The sequence below is a fragment of the Salinibacterium sp. NG253 genome (assembly GCF_015864945.1).
Classification (GTDB): domain Bacteria; phylum Actinomycetota; class Actinomycetes; order Actinomycetales; family Microbacteriaceae; genus Rhodoglobus.
The window spans coordinates 1-19,784 of record NZ_JADYWF010000002.1; the positions used below are offsets into that span (position 1 = coordinate 1).

19 protein-coding genes are annotated in these 19,784 nt (G+C 62.3%); 10 read left to right on the forward strand and 9 right to left on the reverse strand.

The features are described 5' to 3' along the window. Nucleotides 1–175 precede the first annotated feature (175 nt). From I6E52_RS09870 to I6E52_RS09890, 5 genes are all read left to right on the forward strand, one after another. Nucleotides 176–604 (forward strand): HPF/RaiA family ribosome-associated protein, encoded by a 429-nt coding sequence (locus I6E52_RS09870; RefSeq protein WP_197157081.1) that lies wholly within the window; start codon nt 176–178, stop codon nt 602–604. 183 nt (nt 605–787) lie between these two features. Beyond that, nucleotides 788–1,783, forward strand: coding sequence for a proline racemase family protein (locus I6E52_RS09875; RefSeq protein WP_307842494.1), 996 nt, complete (start codon nt 788–790; stop codon nt 1,781–1,783). Next, a complete protein-coding gene (locus I6E52_RS09880) occupies nt 1,780–2,748 on the forward strand; it encodes an ornithine cyclodeaminase family protein (RefSeq protein ID WP_197157083.1) in 969 nt (322 codons plus the stop codon). The genes I6E52_RS09875 and I6E52_RS09880 overlap by 4 nt, the downstream gene beginning before the upstream one ends. Next, nucleotides 2,741–3,430, forward strand: coding sequence for a GntR family transcriptional regulator (locus tag I6E52_RS09885; protein WP_197157085.1), 690 nt, complete (start codon nt 2,741–2,743; stop codon nt 3,428–3,430). Before I6E52_RS09880 ends, I6E52_RS09885 begins: the two co-directional genes overlap by 8 nt. Before the next feature lie 182 nt (nt 3,431–3,612). After that, a complete protein-coding gene (locus I6E52_RS09890; RefSeq protein ID WP_197157087.1) occupies nt 3,613–4,044 on the forward strand; it encodes a hypothetical protein in 432 nt (143 codons plus the stop codon). A 66-nt stretch (nt 4,045–4,110) separates the two neighbouring features. On the opposite strand, the gene I6E52_RS14575 is transcribed toward I6E52_RS09890, so the two are convergent. Both I6E52_RS14575 and I6E52_RS09900 read right to left on the reverse strand, forming a co-directional pair. Then, nucleotides 4,111–5,580, reverse strand: coding sequence for a cell wall metabolism sensor histidine kinase WalK (locus I6E52_RS14575; protein ID WP_197157089.1), 1,470 nt, complete (start codon nt 5,578–5,580; stop codon nt 4,111–4,113). After that, nucleotides 5,577–6,281 carry a response regulator transcription factor gene (locus tag I6E52_RS09900; protein WP_307842495.1) on the reverse strand — a complete coding sequence of 235 codons (705 nt, stop codon included), beginning with the start codon at nt 6,279–6,281 and terminating at the stop codon, nt 5,577–5,579. The genes I6E52_RS14575 and I6E52_RS09900 overlap by 4 nt, the downstream gene beginning before the upstream one ends. 84 nt (nt 6,282–6,365) lie before the next feature. Between I6E52_RS09900 and I6E52_RS09905 the strand changes: the two genes are divergently transcribed. The 3 genes from I6E52_RS09905 to I6E52_RS09915 all read left to right on the forward strand — a co-directional run bounded on the left by I6E52_RS09905 (nt 6,366) and on the right by I6E52_RS09915 (nt 9,711). Then, a complete protein-coding gene (locus I6E52_RS09905) occupies nt 6,366–7,421 on the forward strand; it encodes a YHYH protein (RefSeq protein ID WP_197157091.1) in 1,056 nt (351 codons plus the stop codon). 55 nt (nt 7,422–7,476) lie between these two features. Next, entirely contained in the window at nt 7,477–8,556 is a 1,080-nt protein-coding gene (locus I6E52_RS09910; RefSeq protein ID WP_197157093.1) for a YHYH protein, read from the forward strand. Nucleotides 8,557–8,625: 69 nt separating this feature from the next. Beyond that, a complete protein-coding gene (locus I6E52_RS09915; RefSeq protein ID WP_197157095.1) occupies nt 8,626–9,711 on the forward strand; it encodes a HupE/UreJ family protein in 1,086 nt (361 codons plus the stop codon). Here I6E52_RS09915 and I6E52_RS09920 read toward each other — a convergent pair. The 7 genes from I6E52_RS09920 to I6E52_RS09950 form a co-directional block, all read right to left on the reverse strand. Continuing rightward, nucleotides 9,708–10,487, reverse strand: coding sequence for an FAD:protein FMN transferase (locus I6E52_RS09920; RefSeq protein WP_231602062.1), 780 nt, complete (start codon nt 10,485–10,487; stop codon nt 9,708–9,710). The genes I6E52_RS09915 and I6E52_RS09920 overlap by 4 nt on opposite strands. Beyond that, nucleotides 10,487–11,023: an FMN-binding protein gene (locus I6E52_RS09925; protein WP_197157097.1), complete on the reverse strand. Its 537-nt coding sequence runs from the start codon at nt 11,021–11,023 to the stop codon at nt 10,487–10,489. Before I6E52_RS09925 ends, I6E52_RS09920 begins: the two co-directional genes overlap by 1 nt. Beyond that, entirely contained in the window at nt 11,020–12,435 is a 1,416-nt protein-coding gene (locus I6E52_RS09930; RefSeq protein WP_197157098.1) for a ferric reductase-like transmembrane domain-containing protein, read from the reverse strand. Before I6E52_RS09930 ends, I6E52_RS09925 begins: the two co-directional genes overlap by 4 nt. Nucleotides 12,436–12,534: 99 nt before the next feature. Next, nucleotides 12,535–12,993: an FMN-binding protein gene (locus I6E52_RS09935; RefSeq protein WP_307842497.1), complete on the reverse strand. Its 459-nt coding sequence runs from the start codon at nt 12,991–12,993 to the stop codon at nt 12,535–12,537. Then, entirely contained in the window at nt 12,990–14,417 is a 1,428-nt protein-coding gene (locus tag I6E52_RS09940; RefSeq protein ID WP_197157099.1) for a ferric reductase-like transmembrane domain-containing protein, read from the reverse strand. Before I6E52_RS09940 ends, I6E52_RS09935 begins: the two co-directional genes overlap by 4 nt. A 65-nt stretch (nt 14,418–14,482) precedes the next feature. Beyond that, on the reverse strand, nt 14,483–15,832 hold the full coding sequence (locus tag I6E52_RS09945) for a cell wall metabolism sensor histidine kinase WalK (protein ID WP_197157987.1): 1,350 nt from the start codon (nt 15,830–15,832) through the stop codon (nt 14,483–14,485). Continuing rightward, on the reverse strand, nt 15,832–16,509 hold the full coding sequence (locus tag I6E52_RS09950) for a response regulator transcription factor (RefSeq protein ID WP_197157100.1): 678 nt from the start codon (nt 16,507–16,509) through the stop codon (nt 15,832–15,834). The genes I6E52_RS09945 and I6E52_RS09950 overlap by 1 nt, the downstream gene beginning before the upstream one ends. A gap of 222 nt (nt 16,510–16,731) precedes the next feature. Between I6E52_RS09950 and I6E52_RS09955 the strand changes: the two genes are divergently transcribed. Next, complete coding sequence (locus I6E52_RS09955; protein ID WP_231602063.1) at nt 16,732–18,204, forward strand: aminopeptidase P family protein; 1,473 nt, start codon at nt 16,732–16,734, stop codon at nt 18,202–18,204. Nucleotides 18,205–18,250: 46 nt separating this feature from the next. Continuing rightward, nucleotides 18,251–19,717, forward strand: coding sequence for a flotillin family protein (locus I6E52_RS09960; protein ID WP_197157101.1), 1,467 nt, complete (start codon nt 18,251–18,253; stop codon nt 19,715–19,717). Nucleotides 19,718–19,784: the final 67 nt, after the last annotated feature.

Genomic DNA, 19,784 nt, shown 5'->3' on the forward strand with positions numbered 1-19,784 from the left:
TCTCTGCGCCGATGGTACTGCAAGGGGGACCTTGTGGGAGAGTAGGACACCGCCGGACTTCAATTGTAAAATAGCCACACCCTTCGGGGTGTGGCTATTTTGCTTTAACCACCAGACAATCATGGCCTCACCAAGGCAATGCCGCGGAATACAGCTTCGCGGAGTAGCGTGATGAGTGGATGCACTCGCGGCCCTCCTGCGAACCTCTCACCTCAGGGCACGCACCAGCATCCTCAACCGCCAGGAGGCGACCATGCAGGTCATCGTGAATACCGATAACAACATCACCCTCAGCGAAGACACGATTGCGTCGATCACGTCGGAGCTCGAGTCCAAGCTTGCTCACTTTAGCTCCCACCTCACGCGACTCGAAGTTCACCTGAGTGACGAGAGCGCCGGCCGGAGCACAGGCGATGACATCCGGTGCCAGCTTGAAGCGCGCCCCGAAAACCGCACTCCTGAACTCGTAACCGACAATGCTTCAACCGTTGAAACTGCAATCAACGGTGCGACTCGCAAGATGCAGCATGTGCTCGAGACGACCTTCGGTCGCGCGGATCAGCACAAGGGCGCCAGCTCGATGGGCGGCGTCGAGCCGAGTTGATGATGCGTTTGTGCGCCTAAGTGCTGCGCGCTCTGTATCTTAGCGAGCAGGGCGCGGCGTGCGGGGCCGCTAACTTCGCATCGACAAAGTGCGTCGCCGCTGCCAGACTGAAAGGCATTGCAATTGCAATAGTACTTAGAAGCGCGGAAAGGCTGGCCGATCGTGGTGGAACAGTACTCGACAGTGGACTATCACACGGGCGGCGAGCCGTTTCGGATCGTCTCGTCGCTGCCGGTGAGCATCGAGGGCGTTGGGGTTCCCGAGAAGCGCGTATACGCGATGCAGTCGCCGGAGCTTGAGCGCATCCGCCAGATTCTCTGTTTTGAGCCCCGCGGCCATGCCGATATGTATGGCGGTTTTATCGTCGAGCCGAACGACGCCGGCGCGCACTTCGGGGTGCTGTTCTGGCACAGAGACGGGTTCTCTACTGCGTGCGGGCACGGCACGATTGCGCTCGGCGTCTGGGCAATCGAGAGCGGACTCATCGCCATAGACCCGAGTGGGATTACCGACGTTGTCATCGATGTTCCCTCCGGACGGGTTACCGCGCGCGTGCACACCGATGACGACAGCGTAACCGGCGTCGACTTCATTAACGTCGCGAGTTACGTGCTTGCCGAACGCGTTCCCGTCGCTACGTCGCTGGGCGAGGTCGTTGTCGATGTGACTTTTGGTGGCGCCATCTACGCGCAACTGGATGCAGCATCGGTCGGACTCACTGTCACGCCCGAGGATGCGGCAGCCGTGATCGCAATCGGGCGGGAGATCAAGTGGGCTCTCAACGATTCGGAGTGTGCCGTGCATCCGTCCGACGAGCGACTAAGCGGCATCTACGGAACTATCGTCTACGAAACGCTGCCACCGCATCCGGGCGGCGCTGTTCACCAACGCAATGCCACGATCTTTGCCGACGGCGAGCTCGATAGGTCGCCGTGCGGTTCGGGCACCTGCGCGCGCCTTGCAACTCTCACGGCGAATGGCACACTCGCGGATGGCGCAACGCTGGTGCACGACTCGATTGTGGGATCGCAGTTTACCGCGCGAGTGCTCGAGCGCGTTGAGGCGGAAGGCTACGACGCGGTGATGCCGCAAGTATCGGGCATGGCGTTCAAGACGGGCGAGCATGTCTTTACCGTCGACGCTCGCGACACCCTCACACCAGGGTTCGTGCTGCGATGAGCGCGGCGCCCCGCTACCTCGACACTGCGGCTCTGTATGCCGCGATCAGCCCGGTCGAAGCTGTTGGTGCAATTCAGGATGCACTGCTCGCCGGCTTCGATACGGGAACCGACCATGTGCGGTCAACCGAGAAGCTGACCCAGGGCGACTTTCTCCTGATGCCCTCGGAGGTCGGGCCCTACGCCGGCATCAAGATCATCACGATCAGTCCGGAGAATCCGGGGCGAGGGCTTGCCCGCATCCAAGGCCTCTACGTATTGTTCGACAGCGAAACCCTGACGCCGCAACTGTTGATGGAAGGTGCGGCGCTCTCGAACATCCGCACGCCAGCAGTGTCGCTGGCGGCCACCGAGGATGCTCTGCTTCGTGCGACGGAACCACTCAACGTTGTGGTTTTTGGGGCAGGCCCACAGGGAATCGATCACCTCGCAACGCTGAAAGCCGTGTTGGGTTCGCGGCGACACATCTCATCCGTCACCTTCGTCGTGCGCACTCCGCGGCCCATTGACGTCGCTGAAGCCGCGGTCGTGGCGGCGGGGAGCGCCGATGCCGAAGCCGCCGTTGCCGAGGCGGGGCTCATAATTTGCGCGACGACAGCCCGCACTCCGCTCTTTGACTCTGCGGCCGTCCGAGATGACGCCGTCGTGATTGCCGTTGGCTCGCACGAACCGGATGCCCGTGAACTCGACTCCGCGCTCATGGCGCGCGCGCAAGTGATCGTCGAAGACGTTCCCACGGCGCTGCGGGAAAGTGGCGACGTGATCCTCGCTATCGAGGAGGGGGTGCTTTCGGCCGAACGTCTACTTACAATGTCTGACGTGATTTGCGGCCGGACCGAACTGGAGGCCGACCGTCCGGTGGTGTTCAAGAGCTCGGGGATGAGTTGGGAAGACCTTGCCGTTGCGTCCGCGATCAGCCGTGCCATGAGTCTCACGAACGATGGCGGAAGTGCTGCCAATGACTGAGCCGACGTTGGCGCCGCGACCGCCGCGCGCGAGCATCCGCCAGTATGTGGCTGACACGCTGCGGGCAGCACTGATCGCGGGGGAGCTAGTGCCAGGTCAGGTCTACTCAGCTCCGGCGCTAGCCAAGCAGCTCGACGTTTCGGCAACTCCGGTTCGCGAGGCGATGCTCGACCTTGCCCGCGACGGAATGGTCGATGTAGTGCCGAATACCGGCTTTCGCATCACCGAGGTCACCCCGCGGGACCTCGACCAGATCACCGAAGTGCGGCTGCTGCTCGAAGTGCCGATCATGGGAGAAGTTGCCGCAGCATCCGGCGCTGAACGGGACACGCAGCTGAACGCGCTGCGACCCATCGTCGACGAGATGGTGGATGCCGCCCGCCGTAAAGACCTCACGGCGTACCTCAGCGCCGATGCGTCTTTTCACACCCGCTTTCTTGCGCTGCACGGCAACAACATCCTCGTGGCGACCGTGCGGGAGCTGCGCGATCGCACCCGCCTACACGGGCTCAAGGGGGTTGCCGATGCGGGCCACCTTGTCGAGAACACGAACGAGCACTACGCGATGATCGATGCGGCGCTTGAGCACGATCGCACCGCGATGGAACAGATCATGCGCAACCACCTCGGTCACGTGCGCACGAATTGGGCAGCCAGCGAATCATCGCGGGACTCACGCTAGAGCGCAGTCACACTGCCGTCGACGACGTCGCTCGGAGGTGCGCACGCCGTTGTACCGCTGGAGCGATCTCAATGGCGGTGAAGCTCGAAGGGCGCACTGCTCCGGTACTGCAGACTCCATCCAGAGGTGTAGCGTGCACTAGCGTGGCTGGCCGTTGGCCGGCACCAACCAAAGGATCACACATGGACGTTGAGAACGAAATTCTGCCCACCAGCAAGGAGCGTCTCGAGGAAATCGGGCAACCCGGTCCGGAAGGTCCTATCTTCATGGTCAACATGCTGAAGTTTAGAGATCACGCCGAGTACCCCGACGGCAGAGAAACCGAGCTCACGGGCCGCGAGGCCTACCACCTCTATGCCAAGGTGGCGGAAGAGTTGATCCGGGGCATCGGCGGAGAAGTGACCTTCGACGGCGACGTGACGTTCCTGAACACCGGCGAAGTCGAAGAGCTGTGGGACGAGATCATGATCGCGCGCTATGGCCAACGGTCCGATCTTGTGGACATGGTCCGCACGGACGAGTGGAAAGCCGCTGCGGTTCATCGCGTGGCAGGGCTGAAAGGCGAACTCAATATTGAAACCGTCGCGTCAGCTACGAGCGTTCAATCGGTGTAACCAGCATCGCTAGGAGCCGAGCCACATTCTGAGCTCGGTCTCCGGCGCGTGGGAGGAGTCGGCCGTTCAGTCCTGAATTGTCGGCTCCTCGGCGAGGGGGAGGTGCAGCTCGAAGGTTGCACCGCCTCCCGAGGTTGGCCGCAATTGCACAGAGCCGTGATGCTGGAGTGCGATCTCCAGAGTGACGGCAAGGCCGAGACCGGCGCCGTCGTGACTGCTCCGTACGCGAGACGGATCTGAGCGGTAGAAGGGCTGGAAGATTTTGTCTCGCTCGTCTTCGGCAATGCCTGGTCCGTGATCCACGATGCTGATCACAGCCTCGTTGTCAATGAGGTTCGCAACGACAGCGACGACGGTATCAGTCGGGGTATGGCGGCACGCGTTCGCGACAAGGTTAAGTAGCGCTTGGTGGAGTTGCGCCGGATTGCCGGTGAGCGGAACGTTCACTACTGCGCCGAGATCGGTCGTGATCGTGCGCGACGGGAAAGCGACCCGTAGATCGTCGACCACGTTCTCTGCCACCGTGACCAGGTCAACATCCTCCTCCACGGCCTCGAGCGGTTTTCCCTCCCGCACCAGTTGCAACATCGAGTTGACGAGCACGTTGAGGCGGATGCTTTCGTCGCCTACGCGGGACATTGCGCGATCGAGAGCGCCCGGAGTGGAAAGCATGTCTTGCGCGTAGAGGTCGCTGTAACCCTTGAGGGCGGTTAGTGGGGTGCGGATCTCGTGAGCGACATCCGCAAGCAGGCGACGCATGTCATTTCGGGCCCGCGTAGCATCGGCGGCGGACTGCTCTCGCTCGGCGAGGGCATCCCGCAGTCGGTTCACCATCCGATCGATATCGGTCGAGAGCTCCGCGATCTCGCGCGAGCCACCCGCTGGTGCAATCGGGGTGTCAAGCCCGCCATCCGCGATCTGCGTAACGCTCCGAGCAACTCCGGCGAGTGGCCGTGCGATCTGCCGGGCGAGGAACCAGGCCATCGCAGCTTCGAGCACTGCGATCGTGACCCCGCCAACCACAAGAGTGCCGCGCAGGCTTGCCAACGCTGCGTTGTAAGAATCGAGCGATAACGCGGTCACGCGAACCACACCATCCGGGGTCGGCGAGATTAACACCCGATAGTTGTCGACCGTGGCTGTAGTGCTCGTGGTCGTTGCCCCGAAGTACGCGAGATCCGCCGCAGCGAATGGGCTTGTGATCCCCAGATTGTCGAGAACAGTACCGTCGGGTGCGACGGTGAACTGGACCGGGAGGCTCTGGTCATCAATGTTCGGAGTGGGTGGCACTTGCTCCGACTCCGTGGTCGGGCCGCTATCGGGAAGAGAATCGGGGCGTGGGGCAGGGGCATCGGGGTCCGCGTCGGCGGGCGGTGGAACAGTGGTCACTTCCGCACGGGCGAGTTCGGCGTCCACTTCTGCGAGCCGACGAGCGCTTTCGCTGACGTCCACAGCAAGGGCGAAGGCGAGGAAGCCTACGACGATCGTCGCGAGAACGGGCAGCAGCAGCATCCACCGCAGAGAGAGGCGTCTCACGGGGCATCCTCGCGCAGAACATAACCTATGCCGCGGCGGGTATGAATGAGGGTCGGATGCCCGTCATCGAGCTTGCGGCGCAGGTAGCCGATGTACAACTCGACCACATTCTCGCTGCCAGAGAAGTCGTCTTGCCACACCTCAACGAGGATCTGGGCCTTAGAGAGCACAACGCCGCGATTGGCCATGAGGTAGTGCAAGAGCCGAAACTCTGTGGCCGAAAGATCAACGAGGGCTCCGCCGCGACGAGCCTGGTGGCCGGCTAGATCAAGAGTGAGCGAGCCAACCTGCAGCATGGTTGTAGCCGTGCTCGGGCTGGTGCGACGCAGGATCGCCGCAACGCGGAACACCAGCTCGTCGACGGTGAACGGTTTGGTCAGGTAGTCGTCGCCACCGGTGGCGAATCCGCGGATGCGATCCTCGGGCTCCGCCAGCGCAGTGAGAAAGAGAATGGGGGTCGTCGACCCGGTGGCGCGCAGTCGGCGGCACACTTCGAGACCGTCAATGCCGGGGAGCATCACATCGAGAACGATGAGATCAGTGGGCTGGGCGAGCGCCGAGCTGAGCGCCTGATGGCCATCGGCGACGCTCATGACCGCATGGCCCTGAAAGCTCAAAGCGGTGGTCACGACGTCACTAATCGCTTCGCTGTCTTCGGCTACGAGGATGCGATGGGCGGGTGACTGCGGTGCGTTCGACACGGCCTGAATCTAGCAAGAAAAACTGTGGCACAGTTGTGGCGCATTCCACAGCGTGACCACAGCAACCGCGCCGAGGGTGTCACTATGAACACAACTGTACGGCGCGACATCCGCCTCAAACGTCCCCCGCTGTTCGCGGGCGTGCTCGTCTTGTCAGCCCTCGCGCTGGCCGCGTGCGCTTCGGCCGACACCACCACCTCGACCTCAACCGACGGTTCCACCACTGCCGTGTCGGCTGGACTCGACCTTGACCTGTTCGTTGATGGAGCGATCGTTGGGGACCCAGCGACCGTTGACTGCACGCTTAACGGCGGCACGGAAACGACCTGTTACGAGATCACGATATCCGGATACCCCACCGACCACGAGATCGGCCCGTTCTGCCCTGACACGACCTCCACTTCGGCTGACGACGCCGGTATTTGGTTCGATGGAGAAGAGGTCTACGACCTCGATGGTGAGTTCATCGCGAACCTCGCGGAGACCTACGGCGATGACGGCTGGCACATGTATGACGAAGACGGCAACGTCTACGTCACCGACACCGTCGAAGCTTTTGAAGCTGCCGCGCGACCAGATGTCGATCCCGATTACCAGAACTACTGCATCGAGGGCAGCTATGACTTCCTCGACAACGGTGAGCCGATCGAGTCGACCGTTCTGATCCCCACCACTCCTGTTGCCGCTGACGCGTCAGCAGCATCGCAGGGCAACCAGGGCATCACTCTTGACGGTGTCGTCATCGCCGAGTCCGCTCCCGTTGACGCCATCCTCGGCGCCTACACGATCGCCTCGTTCGACGACTGCGGCGCCCACTTCAACCCGTTCGAGGGCTACCACCTGCACGGTGCGACAGGGTGCTCCGAAGTTGGCGATGCCGCCGAAGGCGAGACCCCGATCTTCGGTTACGCGATGGACGGCTTCGCCGTGCACAGCCCCTACAGCGACGAAGAGCTCGCCAACGTGGAGCTCGACGAGTGCAACGGACACACCACCGACGAACTCGGTTACCACTACCACGCGAACTCCGCTGAAAAGAACCAGGTTATTCAGTGCCTCGTCGGCGAGACGGTAGCCAGTGACGATGAAGGCGCGGGCGGCCCGCCCGCTGGTGGCGCTCCCGCTGACCCTAACGAATAGCCCCAAAGGCGATTGCAACTGAACCGTTTCTGACGAAACCTTCTGGAGAATCAGTATGAAAACATCCGCCCAATTTGTGTTGGTGCCCTTGGCCTGTCTCGCGCTGTTAGTGAGCGCGTGCACAGCAGCTGACGACTCGACGGACAGCACTAGCGACGCGGTATCGTCGGCGACGGATTCCGAAGTCGCAGCGCTCTTCGCCGACGGAGCGTTGACGTCAGACGCGATCACCGTCGACTGCACCCTCTCCAACGGCAGCGAGTCAACGTGCTACCAATTCGAGGTCGCGAGTCTCTCATCAGCGGTCGATACTGAGGGTCCGTTCTGCCCCGAAACCACCACGGACGAGGGTGGAATTTGGGTCTGGGATGGGGACGAACCTGGTCTCTACGCGCTCGATGAAGACTTCTGGGCCCTCATGGAGTCGCAAGGCTTCGAGTTCGCTGACGCGGATGGCGACATCACGATCGTGGACCCTGCTGGCGGAACTCCGTCGTCATCGACGACAGAGAATTCCTGCCTGCAGGCCACGCCGGATGATAGCTATCACCTTCAGGTGCTGATCCCCACGACGCCCGAGCTTCTCGATGAAGTAACGGACCTCTCGGTGATCTCGCAGATCGGTCTCGCCTTTGATGGTGTGACAATCTTCGGCGACGCTCCCTCGGTGCTCGACACCGGCGGGCTTCCGGCGCTTGATGCCTGCGGTGGCCACATTGACCCCTCGGGGTACTACCACTGGCACTTCGGCGCCGAGTCGATTCAGTCGATCTTGGATGACGCCGGAGCGAACGTGACCTGTGCGATCGAGCAAGATAACGAAGCTCCCGTCGCGCTCGCCTACGACGGCTACGTGATCTACGGCTCAGAAGAGGATGGCGCAGTACCTACCGACCTCGATGAGTGCGGCGGCCACGTTTCTGACACCGAAGAGTTCGGTGAGGTGTACCACTACCACCTCAGCACCGACGCATCCAACCTGCCACTGTGCCGAGTAGGGGCAACGGCAGAGGTAACACTCTCTAGCCCTGACGGCGACAACGTCGCGTTGCCGAACGGCACCGCTGGTGGCGGAGGCGGCGCACCCGGTGACGGTGGCCCGCCCGACGGCGAAGCGCCTGACCAGGGAAACTAGGTAGTGCACCACAGCACCACAGCACGATCCGCACGGCACGGTGGGTTCTCGCCTCTGGCGAGGCTCACCGTGCTGGCCGGGCTTATCGTTGCAACGCTGGCCCTCGTTATGCCGACTGCGGCATACGCTCACGACGGCACGAGTGAAGCCCTCATTCTTACCGTCGATCAGGGAAGAGTTGTCGGGACCGGACTCGTCGAATTCGCCGAACTGGGACTCGAAGACACCAGCGGTGACGGCCTCATCGACGCCACCGAACTAAGCGAACAAGAAGCCGCGGCTGCGGCGACGCTCGTCGGTACAGTTCGCGAAAACGTGACGCTCGCCGTCAACGGCGAGGCGCTTGAGATTATTGGGGCCGGGCTCTCGTTTCAGGGATCCAGCACCGACACCGAACTCGCGGCATCCGAATATGTTGGCGTCGCTTTCGCTTCAGCAGAATTTGAAGGCGAGCTGGATGAACTCGCCGTGACGTGGACATTCCCCTCACCGAGCAACGCGATTCTGCTTTCCGACGCGGAGGGCGCCGTTCTCGGCCACCTCAGCGATGAGGGCGCAGTGTCGTTCACGCTGGGCGCCTGGGCGACCGCAAGTTCATTTCTCTTGCAGGGCTTCGAGCACATTCAGCTCGGCCCTGACCACCTCCTCTTTCTTGTTGTGCTCGCGCTCGGCGTAGTCGGCGTCAAGAAGGGTCGCGCCGTGTGGTGGCCCGCCATCAAACTCGTGACCGCGTTCACCGTCGGGCACGCGATCAGTCTTTGCCTTGCCTACTTCAGCATTGTGTCGATTCCTGCGGGCATCGTTGAACCGCTCATCGCGCTCTCCATCGTTGCCGCCGCGGTTCTCGCACTCCGACGAAAAGCCGGCGAATACCGCTGGTGGATCGCAGGCGTCGTCGGTCTGGTGCACGGCCTCGGCTTTGCATCCAGCCTCTCCGAACTCGGGCTCGTCACCTCTGACCACGTCATTGCGCTCATCTGCTTCAACCTCGGAATTGACATTGCACAGACCATCGTCGTGCTGCTCGTGCTCGCCGTTGCGGCAGTGCTGACTCGACTGGTGCCCAAACGCTTCGAAATCATTCGGGTCAGCGCGAGCATTGCGATCGGGCTCGTCGGACTCTATTGGACCGTCACGCGGGTGTGGCCGTTCTAGGAGGCTGAAGCTAAGGCACTCACGAGCCCGGGTGTCGCCCGCAAGTCTCCCGCACGATCTACCGTGATGACGTCGACATCCCAACGATCAGTAACATCGTCGAGAGCAGCCTGGCCACCCGCCACGATCGTTGTCGCCAGAACATCGGCGGTCACAATGTCATTCGCGACGACACTGACCTGCACGAACTCGGCAGGCTCGAAACTGCCGCCGCGCCAAATGTGATCGCCGCGCTGAGCGCTGCCCGAGGTCGCGATCGCGCGGCGCGGATGCCGCAACTCCAGCGAACACAAGAGCTGCGTTGGGGCGGCAGGGTCGGCGATCCCGGCACGCAGAAGCGCGGGCGCGAGTTGCCCGGCCGGAGAGGTGACCGCGGTGGCTGCGCCGGTGGGGGAGACGAGGATGTCGCCACCCACGTTGATGCTCCACTGCGGGCATCCGACCGACGTGAGGTATTCGCCAGCCTGCTCAATCGCTTCGGCTTTGACAATCCCGTTGAGGTCAATCGTGCCGTCGGGACGGTTCGGAGTGAAGTTGCCGCCGGTGGCAGCGCGCCACTCGAGCGCGCGGGCATAGCTGGCCAACAGGACGCTACTGGCAGAGGGAAGGGTGAGCCGGCTATCGGCAACCTTGCTCAGTTCAGAGTCGGGGCGGTAGAGGCTGAAGCGGTCATCGACCGCGCGAAAGATGCGCTCTAGCTCGGCACGCTCCGAGGCCCAGGCGCTCGGAAGTTCGATTGAAGCAACCGTGCCCATCGTTTCAAAGACGTGCCGCATCACGCACCAGCCTGGTCGAGTGCGGACTGCACCGACGCGAGATAGGCCTGAGTTGTGTAGGTGGCACCACTCACATTCGAGACCTGAGCCGATTGCGATTCGAGCACCGCGGTGCGCAGAATCGGGGCTGCCCGGTTGCTTATTTGCACCGAACGACCATCGTCATCCGTCAGTTGAAGGGCCGTTATGTCGGTGATGGAACCGGAGGAAATCGTCACGGCAACCTGCACATTGCCGAAACGAGTGCTGACGCTTGAACCGGTGTATGTTCCGTCGGTCGGGCCAGTCGCGGCCGTCTCTGGAGCGGCTGCTTCTGGAGCGGTCGAGTCGGTAGTCGATCCCGAAGAAGAACCACTCGACGAATCTGTCGGTGCTGTCTCGGTCGTGGTGGCGTTCGGATCAGTGCCTGCTGCTGAGTCGACCGGCAACGTCAACGACGTGCCGTCACTCGTGGTGACGCTCACGCCTGCTTGGTAGCCGACGATGAGCACGCTCGTGGATGCGAGGATGCTTCCCAGGATCGCTCGTGTTCTCACCAGTCGAACCTTTCTGCGTGAATTTGATGGGAGCGGATGCCCGAAGCGCGCACGTCAACCTCGATGAGGTCGAGCCACGCGGTGGGTCCGCACAGGTACACGTCGGAGTCTGCGAGGTCGGGGAAGGCGCTCTGAAGAGTGACTCCGCGCTCATAGTCCGCTGCGGTCATCCAGCTGTCGACACCCCGCGGGCGGTGGCCGACCATCGAATAACAGGTGGCACCTTTGGCGGCGGCGATCGCCCGAATTTCGTCCCAGTGATAGGTCTCTTCGACGGTGCTGGCCCGCAACAGGATGGTGGCTTCACCCGGAGCAAATGATGATTGTTCGAGCAGGGCACGCACCGGAGTCACTCCAATTCCGGCGGCGATGATGGTGAGCTTGGGTGACGTGCGGGCGGCATCCGAGAACAACCCGTAAGGCCCCTCGATGCTGACGCGTGTGCCTACCGGTATCACCGTGAGTTGGGCACTGCCGGTGCCCAGATTGCGGACGGTGATGCGCGCCGAGCTGGCGGTGGGCATCGCCGACAATGAGATCGGGTGCGAGTGCCACCAGGTGCGTGGTGTCCAAAACCGCCAAATGAAGAACTGGCCTCCGGATGCTCCGAGTGCCCGTAGATCGTTGCCCGCCAGTTGAATCGTGGTGACGCCCGGGGCAATCTCGGTGACTGCGGCCACGCGCATCCGATGGCGGAGGCTCGAGACGAGCGGCTCGGCGAACCGGAACGTCACGATGCTGCCGAGTGCGAGCACGTAGAGTGCGATCCAATACACGCGCTGAAGGCTGCCGTCAGCGAGTACCCCTCCGACACTCAGCTGGTGAGGCAGCGCGAAGGCCACCGACACGTAGCTGAGCAGGTGGATGAGGTGCCAGCCTTCGTAACTGAACCGTCGACGTACCGCGACCAGTGATGACACGACGACGGCGATCATGAGCCCGAGGCCGATGAAGGCGAGCGGCATGTCGGGCAGGGAAAGCATGGGTCCGATTTCGGCAATCGGGTTGATGCCCGTCGACATTCCGTAACCGATCAGGAGGAGCGCACCGTGCCCGAGAAGCAGGTAGAGCGCGGGCTTGCCGAGCGAACGGTGGAGGGCGATGGCGCGATCGTGGCCGATCGTCGCATCGATGAGGGGGATGCGGGCGGCGAGCACCAGCATCACCAGAATGAAGTCGGTGCCGATCAGCCCCGCGACGATTCCGACGCTGGTGAGGATCTCGGTGATCGAAGAGAACTGGCTGAGCCCTCCGGATGCCAAGAAGAGCGCAGCGGCGGCGGCTCCGGAAGCCCACAGCGCGATCACGAGCGCATCGGAACGACGGCCGCGACGCGCGAACGCACGCCGGTAGTCGCCGCCGGCGATGGGGGGCCGGGCGGCGACGCGTCGGGTCGCGGCGTGCGTGGTCATGTGTATACCCTGCGGCTTCAAGCTATGGGATTGCCCGGAACCACCCACCTATTAGCTGAGCGAGCTCCGGGTTGGGAAGAGCGAGGTTCGCGAGCCGCCTCAGGAAGCAGCTTGGTCGAGTGCCGATTGCACCGACTCAAGATAGGCCTGACTCGTGTAGGTCGCACCGCTCACGTGGGAGACCTGAGCAGACTGCGACTCGATAACTTCAGCACGCAGAATCGGTGCCGTTTTGTTGCTGGTCTGGTCAGAGCGACTGTATTTGTCGGCCAGAGTGAGAGCCGCAACCTCGGTGACGATGCCAGCTGAGACTGTCACGGCGACTTGAACGTCGCCGAAACGAGTGTTGATGCGTGATCCGGTATATGTCCCGTCAACGAGATCTAACACGGCCTCCTCTGGCGTGATCACCACGCTCGGAGTGATAGCTGGTGTTGGATCGATTGGAGCCGTCAACGACGTGCCGTCGCTCGTGACAACTCTCATGCCTGCTTGGTGGCTGACTATCAGCACGCTTCCTGCCGCAAGGATGCCCGCCAGCATCGTTCGTGTTCTCACCAGTCGAACCTTTCCGAGTGAATCTGATGAGAGCGCAGTCCGGCGGCTCGCACTTCTGCTTCAACGAGATCGAGCCACGGGGTCGGCCCACAGAGGTACACATCGGAGTCGGCCAGGTCAGGGAAGATGGTGGCGAGGGTGACACCACGATCGACATCGGCGGCAGAGATCCAGCTCGAGGTGGTGCGAGACCGATGACCGATCATTGTATAAAAAGCGGCACCTTTTGTGGCGGCGATCGCCCGAACCTCATCCCAGTGGTAGGCCTCGTCTGGAGTGCTGGCGCGCAACAATACAGTCGCATCGCCGGGATCAAAACTAGCTTGCTCGAGAAGGGCACGCACCGGTGTCACACCGATCCCGGCGGCAATGATCGCCACTTTCGGGCTGGTGCGTGCGACATTCGAGAACAGCCCGTAGGGGCCTTCGAAGCTCACGCGGGTGCCGACCGGCAAAGTTCCTAGTTGAGTGCTGCCTTCGCCGAGGGCTCGAACGGTAATGCGCGCTGACCTGTTGGTCGGCATCGCGGAGAGTGAAAAAGGGTGCGAGTGCCACCACGTGCGTCTCGTCCAGAAACGCCAGATGAAGAACTGGCCACCGGATGCGTCAAGTTCACGCAGCGCATGACCGCTGAACTGAATTGCGGTCACCCCGGGAGCGATCACGTCGACCGCTGAAATGCGAAGGCGGTGACGCACGCTGGACACGATCGGCTCGACAAACCGAAACATCACGATGCCCCCGATCGCCGCAACGTAGAGGGCGATCCAGTAGATGCGCTGAAACGTTCCTTCAGCGAGGACCCCGCCGACGCTGAGCTGGTGCGGAAGCGCAAACACCACCGACGCATAACTGAGCAAGTGAATGAGATGCCAGCCCTCATAGCTGAAACGGCGCCGCACGGCAACGAGCGACGACACCACGACAGCAATCATGAGCCCGAGGGAGATGAAAGCGAGCGGCATATCGGGGAGGGCAAGCATCGGACCGATTTCGGCAATCGGGTTAACTCCTGTGCACAGCCCATAACCGACAATCAACAGGACGGCATGGCCGAGCAGCAGGTAGAGCGCAGGTTTGCCGAGTGAACGGTGCATGGCGATAGCGCGGTCGTGGCCGATGGTCGCATCGATGAAGGGGATGCGGGCCGCGAGCACCAACATCACGAGAATGAAGTCAGTGCCAATCAGACCCGCAACGATGCCCATGCTCGTGATGGTTTCACCGACCGTGAATTGACTGGCGGTTTGCGAGGCTAGGTAGAGCGCGGCAGCGGTAGGCCCGGAGGCCCAGAATGCGATGACAAGGATGTCGGAACGACGGTTGCGGCGGGCATACTTGCGTCGATATTTGGCGGCGGAATTGCGCGGTTGTGAGGCAGCGCGACGGGAAGTGGCCTGGGTATTGGCCTGGGTAGCGGGCATCCTCCCACTCTGCTGCCGCAATCTAAGGGAACGCCAAGAAATGAGGCGCTCTTACATGAGCGAACTCACATGTTTGGCAGAGCAACCGTCACGCGTAAACCGGTTTCGGTATTGTCCAACCTGGCCGTGCCCCGGGCAGCCACGGCGATCGCATGCACCAGAGCGAGTCCGAGACCGCTCCCTCCCGTGGTGGCGGTGCGCGAATTGTCGGGACGGGAGAAACGATTGAAAGCGATCGGGATGAATTCCTCGGACATGCCGGGGCCGGTGTCGTGCACTTCCAACCGCAGTTGCGTCGCATCCTGATGCAGCGTGGCAACAACTTCACCCTTCGCGGCGATCGCGGCCACCGCATTCGACAACAGATTGTCGACGAGTCGACCGAAAGTGTGAACCCCCACGGCATATCGTGCGCTCTCATCAGCCACGTCGACCGTGAACTCTATCCGCGCCGACTTTGCCATGCCCAGAAGCCGCGCTCGGTCGATGCTGCCCATGAACTCATCGAGGAGGCCGCCGGCTGCGGTCTGCATCGTGCCAGGGTCTGTATCTAGTCGATTGAGCTCCAACAGATTCGAAGCCAACGAGGTCAGGCGATTGACGGATGCCTTGGCCAGCGACACGTGAGCGGCAAGAGCAGCCGCATCACCCGAGTCGGAGTGCGCGAGCTCGAGTTGCGTTCTGAGCGCCGCCAGAGGGGTGCGCAACTCATGGGCCGCATCCGACACCATTTGTTTTTCGCGTTCGGTAGAGGCGCGGCTGCTGGCAAGGAAGGCGTTGAGGGTTTCAGCGAGTGCCGAGAGCTCGTCTCGGGCAGGACCAACGGGAAGGGTCGCTTCAGAATCTGCGCTGAACTCTTCGGCTTTGCGACGCATTGCGTTCACCGGCTGGAGGGCGACAGTCGCAAGAATCCACGAGGCGAGAGCGAAGCCGACAAGCAAAACGATGGCGGCGATCACGAGAATTTCGCTGAGGCGGCGCAGGGCGAGTTCGCTGGCGGCCGTGGAACGTGCTGACCACACCATCCACTCGCCGGAGATGGTCGGAACAACAGCGCCGGAGATAACAAACGCGCTCTTTTCATCGTCGCGAAAGTCGAAGGTTCCGGTGGACTGCTCGTGGCTATCGATGGCCTTCCTTACGTCGTACGGCAGCGAGTTGACGTGCACCGTTCCGGAAGGATCGCGAACAAACACCAGTACGCCGGTGCCGGGATTCTCAATCGCGCCGTCGGGGTTTTCAGTGATGTCGGCGATAAGCGGGACTAGGTCGCTTGCGGCAAGAGTGTAATCGGCCTCGATCAGCATCTGCTCGACTGACGCGCGCACCACTAGAAGGGCGATCGTCAAGAGGATCGCAACGGCGGCAACACTGCCCAACGTGATGCGGGCACGGATAGAGAGGGCCGAAAACATCACGCCTTCGCCGATAGCGCGTAGCCGACACCGCGCACTGTGCGGATGGAAAGTGCCGACTGAGTTGGCTGCAGCTTACGGCGCAGATAGCTCACGTACTGATCCACCACGTTGGCATCAATGTGGGCGGTCGTGCCCCAGACCTCCTCCAAGATCACCGAACGGGTGAGCGGTTCACCTTCGTGTGAGGCGAGCATCCAGAGCAGCGCAAACTCTTTAGAACTCATGGGCAGGGGAGTGCCGCCAACGGTAGCGCGCACGGTAGCGGCATCGAGCGTGAGGTTGCCGATGATGAGGGTCGCTCTGCTGATCGCCAGATCTCGACGAACGAGAGCGCGGATGCGGGCCGAGAATTCGACGAAAGCGAACGGTTTCGTGAGGTAGTCATCCGCCCCCGAATCGAGGCCGACCACGCGGTCTTCGACAGCATCCCTGGCGGTCAGTAGGAGCACGGGAAGCAGGTTGCCTTGCTCGCGCAGGTGACGGCAGATTTCGAATCCGGTCATTTCGGGCAACATGACGTCGATCGCGGCGGCCGAGTAGGTGTCGTGGGCGATGGCGATCAGGGCATCGACACCGTTGGTGACGAGCGTGACTTCGTGGCCGTCATCCTCGAGTCCATGTTGGACAAGAGCCCCCATGGTCGCGTCGTCTTCCACGACAAGGATCTTGGTCATGGCGGTCAGACTACGCGAGCGGGCTCGCGCGCAACGGCAGCGAGGGCGCGCCTGTGGACAAGAGCACCCTCACGCTAGTTACTCGCGTCTGAGCGCGCTGGCGGCGCAGACCGATCCCAGGCCGAATTACGTGGCACTATCGGGCGCTGCAGCGCTGATACCGTGGCGGTGCAGCCAGTTCTCACCCGACTGGTGACACCAACACTTCGCTCAAAGGAAACCATGTCGCCGGAATCCGTTCCCATGCCCGATGCCCACCAGCACACCGCTCCCTCAGCGTCAGTGCCGCATCCCGATCGTGGCGACCCGCGCTTGCCGCACCTGCGCAACGCGACCGGGTTCATTGAGTACATGGAAACGGGGTGGGCTACTCCCGACCGCACGCCCGACACCGTGCCGGGCATCGCAGCGGCAACGGCAGCGCACCGCGCACGGCTGAGCCCCGCCTTTGCTGGACGCACGATTGTGGTGGCCGGCGGCACGGCTCCAGTGCGCGTGAACGACAACTACTACGGGTTCCGCCCCGACAGCAATTTCTTCTGGTTGAGCGGATGCTCGGCCGAAGACGCCGTGCTCGTCATGAGCCCCACGGCCGGTGGCCACGACGCAACACTGTTTATTCCTGCTCCGGCATATCCCGGTGAGGCAGATTTCTTTGCGGATGCCGCCCACGGTGAACTCTGGGTCGGCTCCGCCCCCGGGATGCCCGAGTGGACGGCCGCGCTGCAGATTGAGACGCGTCCACTCTCGGAACTCGATGCAGCTTTGGTGCGTGCGAGCGACATCGCGCTGACCGGATCACTGCACGGCGCCCGCCCGCTGTTGCGCGACATCCCGGTCTCGCAGGATCTTGGTCGCGTGCTTTCGGAGATCCGCATGATCAAAGACGAGTGGGAAATCGCCGAACTGCGCGGTGCTGTGAACCACACGATCGAAGGCTTCAAGGCCGTCGCGCGCGAAATTCCGCAGGCCATCGAGTTCGGCGGCGAACGCTGGTTGCAGGGAACTTTTGATCGCTACGCCCGCACCGTTGGCAATGGCACCGGCTACACCACGATCGTCGGCAGCGGAAAGAATGCTCCCGTGCTGCACTGGGTGCGCTGCGACGGCCCCGTGAATCCCGACGCCGCCGTGCTGCTCGACATGGGAGTGGAAGCCCGCTCCTTATATACGGCGGATGTCACGCGCACGCTTCCGGCATCCGGAACGTTCTCTGCCGCCCAGCGTCAAGCGCACGACCTCGTCGAGAAGGCACACCGTGCGGGCCTCGCGGCGGTTGGCCCCGGCAAGATCTTCAGCGACTTTCATCTCGCTGCGCTCGAAGTAATCGCATCAGGTCTGCACGACTGGGGCATGCTTCCGGTCTCGGTCGATGAGGCACTGAGCCCGCAGGGTCAGCACCACCGTCGCTACATTGTCTGCGGCATCGGTCATCACCTCGGTCTCGACGTGCACGACTGCGCACAGTCGAGCTACTCCGCCTACCAGAGCGGCGAACTCGTGCCCGGAATGGTCATGGCGGTCGAGCCCGGACTGTACTTTCACGAGTGGGATAACACGGTGCCACCCGAGCTGCGCGGCCTCGGCGTGCGCATCGAAGACAACGTGATGGTCACCCCAACAGGCCACGAAGTTCTCTCCGAAGCGCTGCCCATTACGGCAACCGGCATCGAAGAGTGGATGCGCAGCCTCTAACCAAGGACAATGGGTGCAGATCGCTCATTTTTTGAAAGGTGCATACATGGAAATCTTCGCCACTGGCGGACTCGTCCTCCTCATCGGAATCGGGGTGGTCATCCTTGTTGTACTTTTCCTGGTCATGTTGCTGATCGCTCGCGCCTGGTTCAAGGTCGCTCGCGCCGACGAGGCTCTCGTCGTTTCGGGTCGTTCGCAGAAGGACGGCCTAGGCAACGATTCCGCCGTCACCGTTATCGTCAACGGCAAGGCTTTGGTCAACCCGATCACGCAGCGCCACGAGACGATTTCGCTGCGTTCGCGCCAGGTGTCAATGACTGCAGAGGCGCAGTCAGCTGACAACGTGACCCTTCAGGTCGAAGCAGTCGCGATCGTGAAGATCGGTTCGGACCCTGCGTTGGTTCGCCGCGCTGCCGAGCGTTTCGCTTCGCAGGATGCCGCCATCGAGCAGTTCACGACTGAGCAGCTTGAAGGTGCTCTTCGTGGTGTTGTCGCAACCCTCTCGGTTGTTGAACTCATGCGTGAGCGCAAGAAGTTCTCTGACCAGATCGCGACGGATGTCTCGACCGAACTGTCGGAGCAGGGACTGATTCTCGACTCCTTCCAGATCAAGGGCATCGGCGACAAGGTTGGCTACATCCAGTCGCTCGGAACCCCGCAGATCGAGTCGAAGCGTCGTGAAGCAGAACTCGCCACGGCTGACGCTAACCGCGAGATCTCGAAGCGCAACATCACTGTTGCCGAGGCAAACCTGATCGAGCAGACCGCGCTCGACAAGAACACCGCAGACTCCAAGGCTGAGGTCGGTAAGGCCAACGCTGAAGCTGAGCAGGCTGAAGCGCTCGCTCGCGCCACGGCCGAGCAGGGCGTTCTGCAGCAGCGTGCCGAGAACCGTCAGGCTGAGCTCGACGCTGACGTGAAGCGCGTCGCTGACGCCAACCTGTACAAGGCGCAGAAGGATGCCGACTCCGACGCCTACCGTCTCGTCAAGGGTGCAGAAGCTCAGGCACAGATCGCGGCTGTTGAAGCAGAGGCAGTGCGCGTTCGCGCCGCCGCTGACGCGGATGCCGTTCGCCTTTCTGGTGAGGCGCGAGCAGCAAGCATCGAGGCAGAAGCTGCGGCTCTCGCCAAGCACCAAGATGCGCTGCTCGCTCAGCGTGCCCTCGAATCCCTGCCGCTCGTTATGGAACAGTGGGCAAAGGGTTACGGTCAGATCGGTTCCGTCACCGTTATCGGCGGCAGCGGATCAAGCGCAGCCGACACCATCGGCAACGAAAGCTCAATCGCTTTGCGTAGCTCCTTCGAATCGATCAAGGCTGCAACGGGTCTCGACCTCGCCTCGATCATCCAGGGCCGTGCCGTTGGTCAGGCTGTTGGTGAAGGTGCTCGCGGCAGCGCCGCCAGCAGCTCACCCACCAACTCGGTTGATGACTCGCTCGCAGCAAAGCTTGCAGAAGTAGCACTCAGCGAGACTTCCGCCGGCGCTACCGAGGGCAGCGACAGCTCGGAATAATCGCATAAAGGCGAAGGGCGGGCATCCAGATCATCGGATGCCCGCCCTTTCGTTCGTTGCGACGTGA